14 protein-coding genes and 4 tRNA genes are annotated in these 17,194 nt (G+C 54.9%); all 18 read right to left on the bottom strand.

All coding sequences use genetic code 11. The features are described 5' to 3' along the window. Window positions 1-13: 13 nt before the first annotated feature. Window positions 14-487: a 30S ribosomal protein S7 gene (rpsG, locus tag KFS80_RS24625; protein ID WP_007916467.1), complete on the bottom strand. Its 474-nt coding sequence runs from the start codon at window positions 485-487 to the stop codon at window positions 14-16. A gap of 107 nt (window positions 488-594) precedes the next feature. Beyond that, complete coding sequence (rpsL, locus tag KFS80_RS24620) at window positions 595-966, bottom strand: 30S ribosomal protein S12 (RefSeq protein WP_003186084.1); 372 nt, start codon at window positions 964-966, stop codon at window positions 595-597. Window positions 967-1,182: 216 nt separating this feature from the next. Next, complete coding sequence (rpoC, locus tag KFS80_RS24615; RefSeq protein ID WP_053124316.1) at window positions 1,183-5,382, bottom strand: DNA-directed RNA polymerase subunit beta'; 4,200 nt, start codon at window positions 5,380-5,382, stop codon at window positions 1,183-1,185. A gap of 64 nt (window positions 5,383-5,446) precedes the next feature. Next, a complete protein-coding gene (gene rpoB / locus KFS80_RS24610; RefSeq protein ID WP_212546235.1) occupies window positions 5,447-9,520 on the bottom strand; it encodes a DNA-directed RNA polymerase subunit beta in 4,074 nt (1,357 codons plus the stop codon). Window positions 9,521-9,741: 221 nt separating this feature from the next. Further along, window positions 9,742-10,107: a 50S ribosomal protein L7/L12 gene (gene rplL / locus KFS80_RS24605; RefSeq protein WP_053124318.1), complete on the bottom strand. Its 366-nt coding sequence runs from the start codon at window positions 10,105-10,107 to the stop codon at window positions 9,742-9,744. Between the two features lie 79 nt (window positions 10,108-10,186). Then, window positions 10,187-10,687: a 50S ribosomal protein L10 gene (gene rplJ / locus KFS80_RS24600; protein WP_053124320.1), complete on the bottom strand. Its 501-nt coding sequence runs from the start codon at window positions 10,685-10,687 to the stop codon at window positions 10,187-10,189. Window positions 10,688-10,883: 196 nt separating this feature from the next. Then, window positions 10,884-11,579 (bottom strand): 50S ribosomal protein L1, encoded by a 696-nt coding sequence (gene rplA / locus KFS80_RS24595; RefSeq protein ID WP_053124322.1) that lies wholly within the window; start codon window positions 11,577-11,579, stop codon window positions 10,884-10,886. After that, window positions 11,579-12,010, bottom strand: coding sequence for a 50S ribosomal protein L11 (gene rplK / locus KFS80_RS24590; RefSeq protein WP_003228756.1), 432 nt, complete (start codon window positions 12,008-12,010; stop codon window positions 11,579-11,581). The genes rplA and rplK overlap by 1 nt, the downstream gene beginning before the upstream one ends. Window positions 12,011-12,127: 117 nt before the next feature. Continuing rightward, window positions 12,128-12,661 (bottom strand): transcription termination/antitermination protein NusG, encoded by a 534-nt coding sequence (gene nusG / locus KFS80_RS24585; RefSeq protein ID WP_007916492.1) that lies wholly within the window; start codon window positions 12,659-12,661, stop codon window positions 12,128-12,130. A 9-nt stretch (window positions 12,662-12,670) separates the two neighbouring features. Next, the gene (gene secE / locus KFS80_RS24580; protein ID WP_008081915.1) at window positions 12,671-13,039 is read right to left on the bottom strand and encodes a preprotein translocase subunit SecE; all 369 of its coding nucleotides are present in this window, start codon (window positions 13,037-13,039) and stop codon (window positions 12,671-12,673) included. Window positions 13,040-13,084: 45 nt separating this feature from the next. After that, window positions 13,085-13,160: transfer RNA gene (locus tag KFS80_RS24575), tRNA-Trp, on the bottom strand. 53 nt (window positions 13,161-13,213) lie between these two features. Then, window positions 13,214-14,407 carry an elongation factor Tu gene (gene tuf, locus KFS80_RS24570; RefSeq protein ID WP_053124324.1) on the bottom strand — a complete coding sequence of 398 codons (1,194 nt, stop codon included), beginning with the start codon at window positions 14,405-14,407 and terminating at the stop codon, window positions 13,214-13,216. An 84-nt stretch (window positions 14,408-14,491) separates the two neighbouring features. Beyond that, a tRNA-Thr gene (locus KFS80_RS24565) sits at window positions 14,492-14,567 on the bottom strand. Window positions 14,568-14,593: 26 nt separating this feature from the next. Then, window positions 14,594-14,667 (bottom strand) — tRNA-Gly (locus tag KFS80_RS24560). 25 nt (window positions 14,668-14,692) lie between these two features. After that, a tRNA-Tyr gene (locus KFS80_RS24555) sits at window positions 14,693-14,777 on the bottom strand. Between the two features lie 143 nt (window positions 14,778-14,920). Continuing rightward, complete coding sequence (locus tag KFS80_RS24550) at window positions 14,921-15,358, bottom strand: hypothetical protein (RefSeq protein ID WP_159814927.1); 438 nt, start codon at window positions 15,356-15,358, stop codon at window positions 14,921-14,923. A gap of 7 nt (window positions 15,359-15,365) precedes the next feature. Then, entirely contained in the window at window positions 15,366-16,115 is a 750-nt protein-coding gene (locus KFS80_RS24545; protein WP_212546234.1) for a pantothenate kinase, read from the bottom strand. After that, window positions 16,105-17,058 (bottom strand): bifunctional biotin--[acetyl-CoA-carboxylase] ligase/biotin operon repressor BirA, encoded by a 954-nt coding sequence (birA, locus tag KFS80_RS24540; RefSeq protein ID WP_212546233.1) that lies wholly within the window; start codon window positions 17,056-17,058, stop codon window positions 16,105-16,107. The genes KFS80_RS24545 and birA overlap by 11 nt, the downstream gene beginning before the upstream one ends. Between the last annotated feature and the right edge of the window lie 136 nt (window positions 17,059-17,194).

Raw genomic sequence — 17,194 nt, 5'->3', positions numbered from 1 at the left:
AGTGAAGCTAAAATTAGAAGCGGTAGTGCGAGAAAGCTTTGTTGGCTTCAGCCATACGGTGCACGTCTTCACGCTTCTTAACAGCAGCACCTTTACCTTCAGCAGCATCCAGCAGTTCGCCAGCCAAACGCAGAGCCATAGACTTCTCGCCACGCTTACGGGCGAAGTCTACCAACCAGCGCATTGCCAGAGCGTTACGACGGGAAGGACGAACCTCGACCGGAACCTGGTAAGTAGCACCACCAACGCGGCGCGACTTCACTTCGACCAGCGGAGCGATGGCGTCGAGTGCTTTTTCGAAGAGTTCCAGGGGATCGGTGCCAGCCTTACGGGTCGCAACGGTTTCCAGGGCACCATAAACGATACGCTCGGCAACGGCTTTCTTGCCGCTTTCCATAACGTGGTTCATGAATTTGGCGAGGATCTGGCTTCCGTATTTCGGATCGTCCAGAATCTCACGCTTTGCTGCTACGCGACGTCTTGGCATGATAAGCCCTCAAGCGGTCTTCAGGTTAGCTCGGGACAGATCCAATGGATGCGTGCCCGACCTTACTCTTATCGACTCAATAAAATGAAAATCTGCAAAACGGCCGATTATTTCGGACGCTTGGTACCGTACTTCGAACGACCCTGGTTACGACCTTTAACGCCGGAAGTATCCAAAGAACCGCGAACGGTGTGGTAACGAACACCTGGCAAGTCTTTTACACGACCGCCGCGGATCAGCACCACGCTGTGCTCTTGCAGGTTGTGACCTTCACCACCGATGTACGAAGAAACTTCGAAACCGTTGGTCAGGCGCACACGGCATACTTTACGCAGTGCCGAGTTAGGTTTTTTCGGCGTGGTGGTGTACACACGGGTGCACACGCCACGACGTTGCGGGCAGTTCTGCAGCGCAGGTACGTCGGATTTCTCGACGATACGCTTACGCGGCTGACGTACCAGCTGGTTGATAGTTGCCATCTACTAGCTCCACTGTTGTCTTGCGACGCTATTGTCTTGCAAGAAAAGCAAAATGGCAGGAACGAATTCCCGCCAAATTTAGGGGATCAAGAGTCTAAAGAGGATCTTGTCCCCAGTCAAGGCAAGGCCCCGACCTCCCCGCCCCTCGAACCTCGACAAAATGTCTCGATTCGACGAACGGGGCGATCAGGGCCCTACTCTCATTTATCGCAGAACTCAGTTACCGCTCGAGTTCAACGCTTCGGTCAGTGCAGCTTCCACTTCACTGGCGCTTACGCGCAACGGCTTGTCTGCTTCACGACGACGCTTGCGCTCGCTGTGATATGCCAGGCCAGTACCGGCCGGGATCAGACGACCCACGACTACGTTTTCTTTCAGGCCGCGCAGATAATCGCGCTTGCCGGTGACTGCCGCTTCGGTCAGTACACGAGTGGTTTCCTGGAAGGAAGCCGCCGAGATGAACGATTCGGTGGACAACGACGCCTTGGTGATACCCAGCAGAACGCGAGTGAACTTGGAGACAAACTTGTCTTCCGCGCCCAGACGCTCGTTCTCTACCAGTACGTGAGTCAGTTCCATCTGGTCGCCCTTGATGAAACTCGAATCGCCGGATTCAGCGATCTCAACTTTACGCAGCATCTGACGCAAGATGGTCTCGATGTGCTTATCGTTGATCTTCACGCCTTGCAGACGGTAAACGTCCTGGATCTCGTTAACGATGTACTTGGCCAGCGCGCTCACACCCAGCAGACGCAGGATGTCGTGCGGATCGCTTGGACCGTCGGAGATAACTTCGCCGCGGTTTACCTGTTCGCCTTCGAAGACGTTCAGGTGACGCCACTTCGGAATCAGCTCTTCATACGGATCACTACCGTCGTTCGGGGTAATGACCAGACGGCGCTTGCCTTTGGTCTCTTTACCGAACGCGATGGTGCCGCTGACTTCAGCCAGAATCGACGCTTCTTTCGGACGACGAGCTTCGAACAAGTCGGCAACACGCGGCAGACCACCGGTGATGTCACGGGTCTTCGAAGTTTCTTGCGGGATACGCGCGATAACATCACCGATCGCGATCTTCGCACCATCCGCTACACCGACCAGGGCGTTGGCTGGCAGGAAGTACTGAGCGATAACGTCAGTGCCTGGCAGCAACAGATCCTTGCCGTTGTCATCGACCATCTTAACGGCAGGACGGATGTCTTTACCGGCAGCTGGACGATCTTTCGCGTCGAGTACTTCAATGTTGGTCATACCGGTCAATTCGTCAGTCTGACGCTTGATCGTGATGCCTTCTTCCATGCCCACGTAGGTCACGGTACCTTTCATTTCGGTAACGATCGGGTGAGTGTGCGGATCCCACTTGGCCACGATTGCGCCAGCGTCGACCTTGTCACCTTCTTTAACCGAAATCACAGCACCGTACGGCAGCTTGTAACGCTCGCGTTCGCGACCGAATTCGTCAGCAATTGCCAACTCACCGGAACGGGACACAGCTACCAGGCAACCATCTACTCGCTCAACGTGTTTCAGGTTGTGCAGGCGGACGGTACCGCCATTCTTCACCTGAACGCTGTCAGCTGCAGAGGTCCGGCTTGCCGCACCACCGATGTGGAACGTACGCATAGTCAGCTGGGTACCCGGCTCACCGATGGACTGGGCAGCGATAACGCCGACCGCTTCACCGATGTTCACCTGGTGACCACGAGCCAGATCGCGGCCGTAGCACTTGGCGCAGATACCGTAGCGGGTTTCGCAGCTGATCGGCGAGCGAACAATCACTTCGTCGATGCTGTTGAGTTCGATGAACTCGACCCACTTCTCGTCTACCAGCGTGCCGGCAGGAACGATGACTTCTTCGGTACCAGGCTTGAATACGTCACGGGCAATAACACGACCCAATACGCGCTCACCCAACGGCTCTACAACGTCACCGCCTTCAATGTGCGGAGTCATCAGCAGACCGTGTTCGGTGCCGCAATCGATCTCGGTTACAACCAGATCCTGCGCCACGTCTACCAGACGACGAGTCAGGTAACCGGAGTTCGCAGTTTTCAACGCGGTATCCGCCAGACCTTTACGAGCACCGTGAGTGGAGATGAAGTACTGAAGTACGCTCAAACCTTCACGGAAGTTCGCAGTAATCGGCGTCTCAATGATGGAACCGTCCGGCTTGGCCATCAGACCACGCATACCGGCCAGCTGACGAATCTGTGCTGCGGAACCCCGCGCACCCGAGTCAGCCATCATGTACATCGAGTTGAAAGACTCTTGATCGACTTCAACGCCGTGACGGTCGATAACCTTCTCTTTCGAGAGGTTGGCCATCATTGCCTTGGAAACTTCGTCGTTCGCTTTCGACCAAAGGTCGATCACTTTGTTGTACTTCTCGCCCTGGGTTACCAGGCCGGAGGCGTACTGGCTCTCGATCTCTTTCACTTCGTCGGTAGCGGCACCGATGATGCGGGCTTTCTCGTCCGGGATAACGAAGTCGTTAACACCGATGGAAACGCCGGAGATGGTCGAGTAAGCGAAACCGGTGTACATCAACTGGTCAGCGAAGATCACGGTCTCTTTCAAACCAACCACGCGGTAGCACTGGTTGATCAGCTTGGAGATCGCCTTTTTCTTCATTGGCAGGTTGACGACGTCGTACGACAGACCTGGCGGAACAACCTGGAACAACAGCGCACGGCCAACGGTAGTGTCGACGATACGGGTGTTCTTGACGCTGCCACCGTCACGATCATTAACGGTTTCGTTAATACGTACTTTAACTTTGGCGTGCAGTGCGGCTTCGCCGGCACGGAACACACGGTCAACTTCCTGCAGATCCGCGAATACACGACCTTCGCCCTTGGCGTTGATCGCTTCACGAGTCATGTAGTACAGACCCAATACAACGTCCTGCGACGGAACGATGATTGGCTCACCGTTGGCTGGCGACAGAATGTTGTTGGTCGACATCATCAACGCACGCGCTTCCAACTGAGCTTCCAGTGTCAGCGGTACGTGCACGGCCATTTGGTCGCCGTCGAAGTCGGCGTTGTACGCGGCGCAGACCAGCGGGTGCAGCTGGATAGCCTTACCTTCGATCAGTACCGGTTCAAACGCCTGGATACCCAGACGGTGAAGGGTCGGTGCACGGTTGAGAAGAACCGGGTGTTCGCGAATCACTTCAGCGAGAACGTCCCAAACCTCTGGCAGTTCGCGCTCGACCATTTTCTTGGCCGCTTTGATGGTGGTCGCGAGACCACGCATTTCCAGCTTGCCGAAAATGAACGGTTTGAACAGCTCGAGAGCCATCTTCTTCGGCAGACCGCACTGGTGCAGACGCAGGGTCGGGCCTACGGTAATTACCGAACGACCGGAGTAGTCAACACGCTTACCGAGCAAGTTCTGACGGAAACGACCTTGCTTACCCTTGATCATGTCAGCCAGGGATTTCAGAGGACGCTTGTTCGAACCAGTGATAGCGCGGCCACGACGACCGTTGTCGAGCAGCGCATCGACAGCTTCCTGCAACATACGCTTTTCGTTGCGCACGATGATGTCCGGAGCGGACAGATCCAGCAGGCGCTTCAAACGGTTGTTACGGTTGATTACTCGACGATACAGATCGTTGAGGTCGGAAGTCGCGAAACGACCGCCATCCAGTGGTACCAGTGGACGCAGATCTGGCGGCAGAACCGGCAGAACGGTCAGCACCATCCACTCTGGCAGGTTGCCGGAACCCTGGAAGGCTTCCATCAACTTCAGACGCTTGGACAGCTTCTTGATCTTGGTTTCGGAGTTGGTTTGCGGAATTTCTTCGCGCAGACGGCCAATCTCGTGCTCCAGGTCGATAGCGTGCAGCAGTTCACGGACAGCTTCAGCACCCATACGGGCGTCGAAGTCGTCACCGAACTCTTCCAGCGCTTCGAAATACTGCTCGTCGTTCAGCAGCTGACCTTTCTCAAGGGTGGTCATGCCTGGGTCGATAACGACATAGCTCTCGAAGTAGAGAACGCGTTCGATATCACGCAGGGTCATGTCCATCAGCAAGCCGATACGGGACGGCAGCGATTTCAGGAACCAGATGTGGGCAACCGGCGAAGCCAGTTCGATGTGCGCCATGCGCTCACGACGAACCTTGGCCAGTGCAACTTCAACGCCGCACTTCTCGCAGATCACACCACGGTGCTTCAAGCGCTTGTACTTACCGCACAGGCACTCGTAATCCTTTACCGGGCCAAAGATCTTGGCGCAGAACAGGCCGTCACGCTCAGGTTTGAACGTACGGTAGTTGATGGTTTCCGGCTTTTTAACTTCACCGAACGACCATGAGCGGATCATCTCAGGCGAGGCCAATCCGATACGGATGGCGTCGAACTCTTCGACTTGACCCTGGTTTTTCAGCAAATTCAGTAGGTCTTTCAAGGCCTTTCCTCCTGGCGGAGCAGAGAGCGGGCAATCCTGCCCCGCTCTCGATTCGCGTCACGTGTTATTCGGTTTCCAGATCGATATCGATGCCGAGGGAACGAATTTCCTTGATCAACACGTTGAAGGACTCGGGCATGCCCGGCTCCATACGGTGATCGCCATCCACGATGTTTTTGTACATCTTGGTACGGCCGTTCACATCGTCCGACTTCACTGTGAGCATTTCTTGCAGAGTGTATGCAGCACCGTATGCTTCCAGTGCCCAGACCTCCATCTCCCCGAAACGCTGACCACCGAACTGCGCCTTACCACCCAGCGGCTGCTGGGTAACCAGGCTGTACGAACCGGTAGAACGAGCGTGCATCTTGTCGTCTACCAAGTGGTTCAGCTTCAGCATGTACATGTAGCCAACGGTAACTGGACGCTCGAACTTGTTGCCGGTACGGCCGTCAGTCAGCTGCATCTGGCCGCTTTCCGGCAGGTCTGCCAGTTTCAGCATGGCCTTGATTTCGCTTTCCTTGGCGCCGTCGAACACTGGAGTGGCCATTGGAACGCCGCCACGCAGGTTCTTCGCCAGATCCAGGATTTCCTGATCGGAGAAGCTGTCCAGATCCTCGTTACGACCGCCGATCTGGTTGTAGATCTCGTCGAGGAAGGTACGCAGTTCAGCGACTTTACGCTGCTCTTCGATCATCCGGTTGATCTTCTCGCCCAGACCTTTGGCCGCGAGGCCCAGGTGGGTTTCAAGGATCTGACCAACGTTCATACGCGAAGGTACGCCCAGCGGGTTGAGGACGACGTCGACCGGGGTGCCATTGGCATCGTGCGGCATGTCTTCAACCGGCATGATCACGGAGACCACACCTTTGTTACCGTGACGACCGGCCATCTTGTCGCCCGGCTGGATGCGACGACGGATTGCCAGGTAAACCTTGACGATTTTCAGCACACCTGGAGCCAGGTCATCGCCCTGCTGCAGTTTGCGCTTCTTGTCTTCGAACTTGTCGTCCAGCAGACGGCGACGATCAACTATGTAGGCCTGAGCCTTCTCGAGCTGCTCGTTCAGAGCATCTTCAGCCATGCGCAGTTTGAACCACTGACCATGCTCAAGACCGTCGAGTACTTCGTCGGTGATGTCCTGACCTTTCTTCAGACCTGCGCCGCCTTCAGCCTTGTGGCCTACCAAAGCGGAACGCAGACGTTCGAAGGTCGCGCCTTCAACGATACGGAACTCTTCGTTCAGATCCTTGCGGATCTCGTCGAGCTGAGTCTTCTCGATCGACAGTGCACGAGCATCACGCTCAACGCCGTCGCGGGTGAAGACCTGTACGTCGATGACAGTACCTTTGGTACCGGTAGGTACACGCAGGGAAGTGTCTTTAACGTCGCTGGCTTTTTCACCGAAGATTGCACGCAGCAGTTTTTCTTCCGGAGTCAGTTGGGTCTCGCCTTTCGGAGTGACCTTACCGACCAGGATGTCGCCTGCGCCAACTTCAGCACCTACGTAAACGATACCGGCTTCGTCCAGTTTGTTCAGTGCAGCTTCACCCACGTTAGGGATGTCCGCAGTGATCTCTTCAGGCCCAAGCTTGGTGTCACGGGCCACACAGGTCAGTTCCTGAATGTGGATCGTGGTGAAACGGTCTTCTTGAACAACACGCTCGGACAGGCAGATGGAGTCTTCGAAGTTGAAGCCGTTCCATGCCATGAACGCGATGCGCATGTTCTGACCCAGTGCCAGTTCACCCATATCGGTGGACGGGCCGTCGGCCATGATGTCGCTACGCTGAACGCGATCACCCTTACGCACCAGCGGACGCTGGTTGATGCAGGTGTTCTGGTTCGAGCGGGTGTATTTGGTCAGGTTGTAGATGTCGACACCAGCTTCGCCGGTTTCAACTTCGTCATCAGCAACACGAACCACGATACGGCTGGCGTCGACGGAATCGATCACGCCGCCACGACGAGCCACGACGCAAACGCCGGAGTCACGGGCTACGTTACGCTCCATGCCAGTACCTACCAGCGGCTTGTCAGCGCGCAGGGTTGGTACAGCTTGACGCTGCATGTTCGAACCCATCAACGCACGGTTGGCGTCGTCGTGCTCGAGGAACGGAATCAGCGACGCTGCAACCGAAACTACCTGCTTCGGCGAAACGTCCATCAAGGTGACTTCTTCAGGCGCCTTAACGGTGAATTCGTTCAGGTGACGTACGGCTACCAGTTCGTCGATCAGGACTTTCTGGTCGCTCATGGTCGCCGAAGCCTGCGCGATCACGTGATCGGCCTCTTCAATAGCGGACAGGAACACGATCTCGTCGGTGACAACACCCTCTTTCACCACACGGTACGGGCTTTCCAGGAAACCGTACTGGTTGGTGCGAGCGTACGCAGCCAGGGAGTTGATCAGACCGATGTTCGGACCTTCCGGCGTTTCAATCGGGCATACACGACCGTAGTGAGTCGGGTGTACGTCACGGACTTCAAAGCCTGCGCGCTCACGAGTCAGACCGCCAGGGCCGAGTGCAGAGACACGACGCTTGTGGGTGATCTCGGACAGCGGGTTGTTCTGGTCCATGAACTGCGAGAGCTGGCTGGAACCGAAGAACTCTTTCACCGCCGCAGCCACTGGCTTGGCGTTGATCAGGTCTTGCGGCATCAGGCCTTCGCTTTCAGCCATCGACAGACGCTCTTTGACCGCACGCTCAACACGTACCAGGCCAACGCGGAACTGGTTCTCGGCCATTTCGCCTACGCAGCGAACACGACGGTTACCCAGGTGGTCGATGTCATCGACGATGCCTTTACCGTTACGGATGTCGACCAGAGTCTTCAGTACCGCGACGATGTCTTCCTTGCACAGCACGCCCGAACCTTCGATCTCGGTACGACCGATACGACGGTTGAACTTCATCCGGCCGACCGCAGACAGGTCATAGCGCTCAGGGCTGAAGAACAGGTTGTTGAACAGGGTTTCGGCAGCGTCTTTGGTTGGCGGCTCGCCTGGACGCATCATGCGATAGATCTCGACCAGCGCTTCCAATTGGTTGCTGGTGGAGTCGATTTTCAGCGTGTCAGAAACGAACGGACCGCAGTCGATGTCGTTGGTGTACAGAGTTTCGATGCGAACAACGCCGGACTTGGCAATTTTTGCCAGGACTTCGGTGTTCAGCTCGGTGTTGCACTCTGCCAGGATTTCGCCGGTAGCCGGGTGCACGATGACCTTGGCGGTAGTACGGCCCAGGACATAGTCCAGAGGTACTTCCAGGGTCTTGATGCCGGCTTTTTCGATCTGGTTGATGTGGCGCGCGGTAATACGGCGGCCCGCTTCAACAATGACCTTGCCCTTCTCGTCCTGAATGTCCAGAACCGCAATTTCACCACGCAGACGCGAAGCAATCAGTTCCAGGCTGAGGGTTTCGCCGCTCAGGTGGAAAACGTTGGTGGTGTAGAAAGCGTCCAGCACTTCTTCAGTGGTATAGCCGAGCGCGCGCAGCAGTACCGATGCCGGCAGCTTGCGACGACGGTCGATACGCACGAACACGCAGTCTTTCGGGTCGAACTCGAAGTCCAGCCACGAACCGCGGTAAGGAATGATGCGCGCGGAGTACAGCAGTTTGCCGGAGCTATGCGTCTTGCCGCGGTCGTGGTCGAAGAACACGCCCGGGGAACGGTGCAGCTGGGAAACGATTACACGCTCGGTACCGTTGATTACGAAGGTACCGTTCTCAGTCATCAGGGGGATTTCACCCATGTAGACTTCTTGCTCTTTGATGTCCTTGATCGCTTTGTTCGACGATTCTTTGTCGAAAATGATCAGGCGCACTTTTACCCGCAAAGGTACGGCGAAAGTTACACCGCGCAATACGCATTCTTTGACATCAAATGCCGGTTCGCCCAGGCGATAACCGACGTACTCCAGCGCAGCATTGCCGGAGTAGCTGATGATCGGGAAAACGGATTTGAAGGCCGCATGCAGGCCCACGTCGCGGAACTGATCTTTAGTCGCTCCCGCTTGCAAGAATTCACGATACGAATCCAGCTGGATGGCCAGGAGGTAAGGCACATCCATGACGTCCGGCAACTTGCTAAAGTCCTTGCGGATACGTTTTTTCTCAGTATATGAGTAAGCCATCAGCGTTCCCCAGCTTGGTCACCTGCTTGTTTGGCCCCTCCCGACGGGAGCAGCCAGAAAATCGTGCAAACCCCATGGTTTGCGCCACCGCATCGGGTGGTTACAGCGCCTTTATCAGCACCGACCCAGTCGGCTGCCAATAACGGAAAAAGGCCGGTGGCAAGAGCCACCAGCCATCAGCCTGTCGCTTGACGCTCGGGCTGGAGGTGCAAAGTCGAAAGTTACTTAACTTCGACTTCAGCGCCTGCTTCTTCCAGCTTCTTCTTCGCGTCTTCAGCAGCTTCTTTCGAAACGCCTTCAGCGATAACCTGAGGAGCGGTGTCAACCTTCTCCTTGGCTTCTTTCAGACCCAGACCGGTCAGTTCACGTACAGCCTTGATCACGTTGACTTTCTTCTCGCCAGCGCCTTTCAGGATTACGTTGAACTCGGTTTGCTCTTCAACAACAGCGGCAGCAGCAGCTGGACCAGCAGAAGCAGCGGCAGCGGATACGCCGAACTTCTCTTCCATTGCTTTGATCAGCTCAACGATTTCCAGAACCGATTTTTCGCCGATTGCGTCGATGATTTGTTCGTTAGTCAGAGACATGACTTATTTCCTGAATTGGGGGATAGCCTGGAGGCCATCGAAATAAACAAAAATACGCGATAAAAGGAAACGCTCAGCCTTAGGCTGCAGCAGCTTCTTTCTGGTCGCGAAGTGCCGCCAGAGTACGAGCCAATTTGCTGGTAGCGCCTTGAATCACGCTCATCAGCTGGGAAATTGCTTCGTCACGGGTCGGCAGGCTTGCCAGTACGTCGATCTGATTAGCTGCGAGGAACTTGCCCTCGAACGCAGCTGCCTTGATCTCGAACTTGTCCTGACCTTTAGCGAACTCTTTGAACAGACGAGCAGCAGCGCCCGGGTGTTCGTTGGAGAATGCGATCAAGGTCGGGCCGGTGAACACGTCGTTGAGAACACTGTATTCAGTGTCAGCAACAGCGCGCTTGAGCAGGGTGTTACGTACAACACGTACGTAAACGCCAGCTTCACGAGCCTCTTTACGGAGTCCGGTCATTGCGCCTACTGTTACGCCACGTGCATCAACCACGACAGCGGACAGAGCGACTTTGGCAGCCTCGTTGACTTCAGCGACGATGGCCTTCTTGTCTTCGAGATAAATTGCCACGGGTTAACTCCTGCTTGTTACCGTTTCATTCGATCGAAACCGAATGTCGTTTTGGTGTCTGATTCGGTAAGGAACCGGGAGCACCATCTGCGTAGGCTTGTGTATTAAGACTTGCGTCGCCTACGGTCTTGGATAGCCCCCGCCAGGCAGGGACCCCAATCTTTCAATTGACGTGCAAAGCACGCCAACTTTTTTCTTAAGCGTCCAGCGAGCTCTGGTCGATAACCAGACCTGGGCCCATAGTGGTGCTCAGGGTAACGCGCTTAACGTAAATACCTTTCGAGGAAGCTGGCTTGATACGCTTCAGATCAGCGATCAGGGCTTCAACGTTTTCCTTCAGCTTGACGGCGTCGAAGCCCATCTTGCCAACGGAGGTGTGGATAATGCCGTTTTTGTCGGTGCGATAACGAACCTGACCAGCTTTAGCGTTTTTAACAGCAGTCGCTACGTCTGGAGTTACGGTACCAACCTTAGGGTTAGGCATCAGACCACGTGGGCCGAGGATCTGACCCAGTTGACCTACAACGCGCATTGCATCCGGGGATGCGATCACTACGTCATAGTTCAGGTCGCCGCCTTTCATTTCGGCAGCCAGGTCGTCCATACCTACGCGATCAGCGCCGGCAGCCAGAGCGGCTTCAGCAGCTGGGCCTTGGGTGAACACAGCAACGCGAACGGTCTTGCCAGTGCCGTGTGGCAGCACAGTAGCGCTACGAACAACCTGGTCGGATTTACGCGGGTCTACACCCAGGTTTACAGCAATGTCGAACGACTCGCTGAACTTGACAGTCGACAGCTCAGCCAGCAGGGCAGCAGCATCTACAAAGCTGTAGCTTTTGCCTGCTTCGATTTTGCCGGCGATAGCCTTTTGGCGCTTGGTCAGCTTAGCCATTACACACCCTCCACGTTAAGGCCCATGCTACGAGCGGAACCGGCGATGGTACGCACGGCCGCATCCATATCAGCTGCAGTCAGATCCGCGTTTTTGGTTTTCGCGATTTCTTCCAGCTGAGCACGGGTAACGGTGCCAACCTTGACGGTGTTCGGACGAGCGGAACCGCTAGTCAGACCAGCCGCTTTCTTCAGCAGAACCGAAGCAGGGGTGGACTTGGTTTCGAAAGTGAAGCTACGGTCGCTGTAGACAGTGATGATCACTGGAGTCGGCAGACCAGCTTCAAGACCCTGAGTACGGGCGTTGAAAGCCTTGCAGAATTCCATGATGTTCACGCCGTGCTGACCCAGAGCTGGACCAACAGGTGGGCTTGGGTTAGCCTGAGCGGCCTTCACTTGCAGCTTGATGTAAGCGGTAATCTTCTTGGCCATGAGGCACTCCAATTACGGGTTCGAACGCCTCGAAAGGCTCCCCGGTTACTTGCGCGTTTATCCCAGTGACGACAAAACCCCACAGCCTAAGGCTGCGGGGTTGGGATGCTTTTTCAGTTAGACCTTTTCGACCTGACTGAACTCCAACTCTACCGGAGTAGAGCGACCGAAAATGAGCACTGCCACTTGGATCCGGCTCTTTTCGTAGTTAACTTCTTCAACAACGCCATTGAAATCAGCGAATGGACCGTCGTTGACTCGCACCGTTTCGCCCGGCTCGAAGAGAGTCTTCGGCTTAGGCTTGTCGCTACCATCAGCAACACGACGCAGAATTGCTTCTGCCTCTTTATCGGTGATTGGTGCAGGCTTGTCAGCGGTACCGCCGATGAAACCCATCACCCGAGGAGTATCCTTGACCAAGTGCCAAGTACCCTCATTCATGTCCATCTGAACCAGCACATAACCTGGGAAGAACTTGCGCTCGCTTTTGCGTTTCTGGCCATTACGCATTTCAACCACTTCTTCAGTGGGAACCAGAATTTCGCCGAAGCCATCTTCCATGCCAGCCAGCTTTACACGCTCTACCAAAGAGCGCATGACATGCTTCTCGTAACCCGAGTAAGCATGCACAACGTACCAACGCTTAGCCACGGGACACCCTTAGCCGACAATCAAGGAAACAAGCCAGCCGAGCAGGGAATCAAGCCCCCACAACAGCAACGCCATAACCAGAACAACAGCCACTACGATCAACGTGGTCTGCGTGGTTTCTTGGCGAGTTGGCCATACGACTTTACGAATCTCGGTGCGAGCTTCCTTAACCAGTACAAAGAAAGACTTGCCCTTGGCTGTCTGCAAGCCTACAAAGGCAGCTACAGCAGCGAGAGCAAGCAATGCCAGCACGCGGTACAGGATCGGCGAAGCAGAGTAATACTGATTGCCAACAACGCCAACAACCACCAAAGCAACTACTACAAGCCACTTGAGCAGATCGAAGCGAGAGCCTTGAGCTTCAGCCTTAGGAGTCATCTATGAAGATCCTGTGAAAAGAAAGCCAGACACACTGAGTGAATCTGGCAGGTCAGGAGGGAATCGAACCCCCAACCTACGGTTTTGGAGACCGTCGCTCTGCCAATTGAGCTACTGACCTAAAACAAAATCAGGCCGACCATTATGCCGGCCCGAAAAAGACATTACAACTGTTTACTCGATGATTTTGGCTACGACACCAGCGCCGACGGTACGACCGCCTTCACGGATAGCGAAACGCAGACCGTCTTCCATCGCGATGGTTTTGATCAGGGTAACAGTCATCTGAATGTTGTCACCCGGCATTACCATTTCAACGCCTTCTGGCAGCTCGCAGTTACCAGTCACGTCAGTCGTACGGAAGTAGAACTGTGGACGGTAGCCTTTGAAGAACGGAGTATGACGGCCGCCTTCTTCCTTGCTCAGAACGTATACTTCTGCAGTGAACTTGGTGTGCGGCTTAACCGAACCCGGCTTAACCAGAACCTGACCACGCTCAACGTCGTCACGCTTGGTGCCACGCAGCAGAACGCCGCAGTTCTCGCCAGCACGACCTTCGTCGAGCAGCTTGCGGAACATTTCAACACCGGTGCAAGTAGTCACGGTGGTGTCACGCAGACCAACGATTTCCAGCGGATCCTGAACGCGAACGATACCGCGCTCGATACGACCAGTCACAACAGTACCGCGACCAGAGATCGAGAATACGTCTTCGATTGGCATCAGGAACGGCTTGTCAGTCACGCGAACTGGCTCTGGGATGTAGCTGTCCAGAGTTTCAACCAGTTTCTTGACGGCAGTGGTGCCCATCTCGTTGTCGTCTTTGCCTTCCAGCGCCATACGAGCCGAACCGATGATGATTGGAGTGTCATCACCCGGGAAGTCGTAAGTCGACAACAGGTCACGAACTTCCATCTCAACCAGCTCCAACAGCTCAGCGTCATCTACCAGGTCAGCCTTGTTCAGGAAAACCACGATGTACGGAACGCCTACCTGACGGGACAGCAGGATGTGCTCACGGGTTTGCGGCATCGGACCATCAGCGGCCGAGCAAACCAGAATAGCGCCATCCATCTGAGCAGCACCGGTGATCATGTTCTTCACATAGTCAGCGTGACCTGGGCAGTCAACGTGAGCGTAGTGACGGATCTTCGAGTTGTACTCAACGTGCGCAGTGTTGATGGTGATACCGCGCGCTTTTTCTTCTGGGGCGCTGTCGATCTTGTCGAAATCAACGATTGCCGAGCCGAACACTTCGGAGCAAACGCGAGTCAGAGCAGCAGTCAGCGTGGTTTTACCGTGGTCAACGTGACCAATGGTCCCAACGTTGACGTGCGGCAGGGAACGATCAAATTTTTCCTTAGCCATCGATATCACCCTTAACAGAAGAATTGAGCAAACTACATTAGCCATTAAAACAAAGGCAGATATTTTCATATCTGCCTTGTTATATGGAGCTCTTGAGCGGATTTGAACCGCTGACCTCACCCTTACCAAGGGTGTGCTCTACCAACTGAGCTACAAGAGCAAAACACTTTGCACAACCTGCAAACTTGGAGCGGGTAGCGGGAATCGAACCCGCATCATCAGCTTGGAAGGCTGAGGTTCTACCACTAAACTATACCCGCGGAGCTTGCAGCTCACGCTTAAATCTGGTGGAGGGAGAAGGATTCGAACCTTCGAAGTCGTAGACGTCAGATTTACAGTCTGATCCCTTTGGCCGCTCGGGAACCCCTCCTAATCAGGCCGGCATTCTATACTATGCCAAACCCCTGTCAAGCATTTTCTCATTTAAAAACCTGAGGTTAGCTGCATTGACATCACTCTACTGCTGCGACCTTTTCAAGTCTTCGCTGTGGAGCGGGCGCCATTCTATGCAAACTATTCAGTAGGTGCAACCCCCTCGCACAGCATTATTTTATGTTTTAACTCATTGAATTCCTTGGAAAGGTTCTGCAGCTGCAAATCACCCAGCAAACGCTCGCCCTCAGGCGCGATCCGTAGCCAATAACCACTCTCCGGGACGTTTTTCTGCAAGGGTTGCGAGCGAACCTTCATTTCCTCAAGGCGCCGCTCAAGGGCCAGGGCCGGATCCTGAACAGCAAAACCACCCACATAAAGGCATTTTTTTTCGCCCTGGGCAGTTTCGGATTTCTCGCGGGAGGCGCCGCCGCTCTCACTTAGCAACCGGATATCCTGCTGAGACCCCTTATATAAACTGAGAGGCGTGACATCCTTGGCACGCAAAGGAGCTTCCTGCTGGTGCCAGACGTAATAGAACACATTGAGAACAAGGAGCAGCAGGAACAACCAACGCATACGAACCTCAGGACAAAGGACAGGCCATCGCCAACCCTACGAAAACCAAATCCGGGACGAGACGAGCACCAGGAGCAACACTGGCAACCAAGTCAGCATCGCCGCCAGTGACAAACACTCTAAAACTTTCCCCCCAATACTCACGCGCAATATCTAACTGAGTGAGTACAAATCCTTTAAGCATCAAAGAACAGCCCCGCTCTACAGCCTCAACCGTGGTTCGCCCAGGAGCCAGGCTCGTCAAGGCACGCTCCGCCGCAACATCTCCATAACGGATCTTCCGCGTATGGGTTCGCAACTGATTACGCATTAACGGCATGCCCGGACAGATAAAGCCACCCAAGTGCTCTCCATCTGCCGAGATGAAATCGGCGGTAACTGCCGTACCAAAATCCAGCACCAGGCAGGCACCCGACGCCAGGTGATACCCACCAAGCATGGCAAGCCACCGATCAAGCCCCAACCGCTCATAGTCTTCGTAGCCGTTTTTGACTCCGGACATTTCCCGAGCGGGCCGAGCGCACACCGCAGAAACACCGAACGCTTGCTCAAGCAGCTTAATGAGCGCTTCGGTTTCTTCAGCAGTCCTGACACTGACCAAACGGCATTTACGCAAAACTATTTTGCCAAGTGAGCGCAGACTTTCGATCAACGCCGAGTCGGAATCGACCACCCCCTCAGAAAACAGAGACGCAGCCGCGGCGTCCAATACACGCCACTTTATGAAGCTATTGCCGCAATCGAGCTCAAGAATCATCACGCAACCTCAAGCTGAGCTCACCACCACTAAAAAGTTTTTCCACACCATCCACCTGCAATCGCAGCGCACCTTGATTATCAATTCCAAGCACAACACCATCGATCTGGTTAGTGCCGGCGATCAATGAAACAGACCGCCCCTGCCACAGATGGCCGTCCTGCCACTCGGCTTGTAAAGCCGAGAAGCCTCTATCCTGGTGACGCTGGATATATGCCTGCAACTGCTCGCTCAACTGAACAGCTAACGCGTTGCGATCGCAGACCTGACCAGACTCGAGTCGCACGGATGTCCATTGCTGATCGACTTCCTCAGCGGCCTGCATATTAACGTTGATGCCTATACCCAAGACCACGTGACAAACGTCCGCGGGATCGCCGACGAGCTCAAGCAAGATACCGGCGATCTTCTTATTACCGACCAGAACATCGTTCGGCCACTTCAATCCCGCCCCGGCGACACCGACTTTTCGCAAGGTGTGCATGACAGCTAGACCCACGACAAGGCTCAACCCCTCCAATTGCCGCATTCCGCCATCGATGCGCAGCACGAGACTGTAATAAAGGTTGTCAGCAAATGGACTCACCCACTTGCGCCCTCTCCGTCCGCGCCCAGACACCTGCCGCTCAGCAAGCACGAGAAAAGGCGCCGATCGGCCCTGACCGATCGCGCGCAATCCCTCGGCATTTGTCGAGTCAATGGAGTCGAATACTGCAACCGGCCAGCCTGGCGCCATTTCCGCTATTTTGAGAGGATCAAGCAACATCAGAGGCGTCGCCAATTGATACCCGCGCCCGCGAACTTTATGGATGGACAGCCCGAGTTCAGCCTCAAGATGCTGAAGCTGTTTCCATACTGCACTTCGACTAATCCCCAGGGCCGCCCCCAGATCCTGACCAGAATGGAATCGCCCATCCTTCAGAAGGTTCAACAACGTCAACATGCAGGTCTCGCCTCACAATGAGGCCCGAATAATAGCTATGCCCCGGGCCGTTGCATAGAAATCAAGCACATGCATTTCCTGCGGGCAAAACAAAACCCCAACTGCTTTCGCAATTGGGGTTTCGGAATTTAATCTT

Origin of the sequence: Pseudomonas rustica (assembly GCF_018336155.1) — a bacterium.
GTDB lineage: Bacteria > Pseudomonadota > Gammaproteobacteria > Pseudomonadales > Pseudomonadaceae > Aquipseudomonas > Aquipseudomonas rustica.
This window is presented reverse-complemented; position numbering and strand designations above follow the sequence as displayed.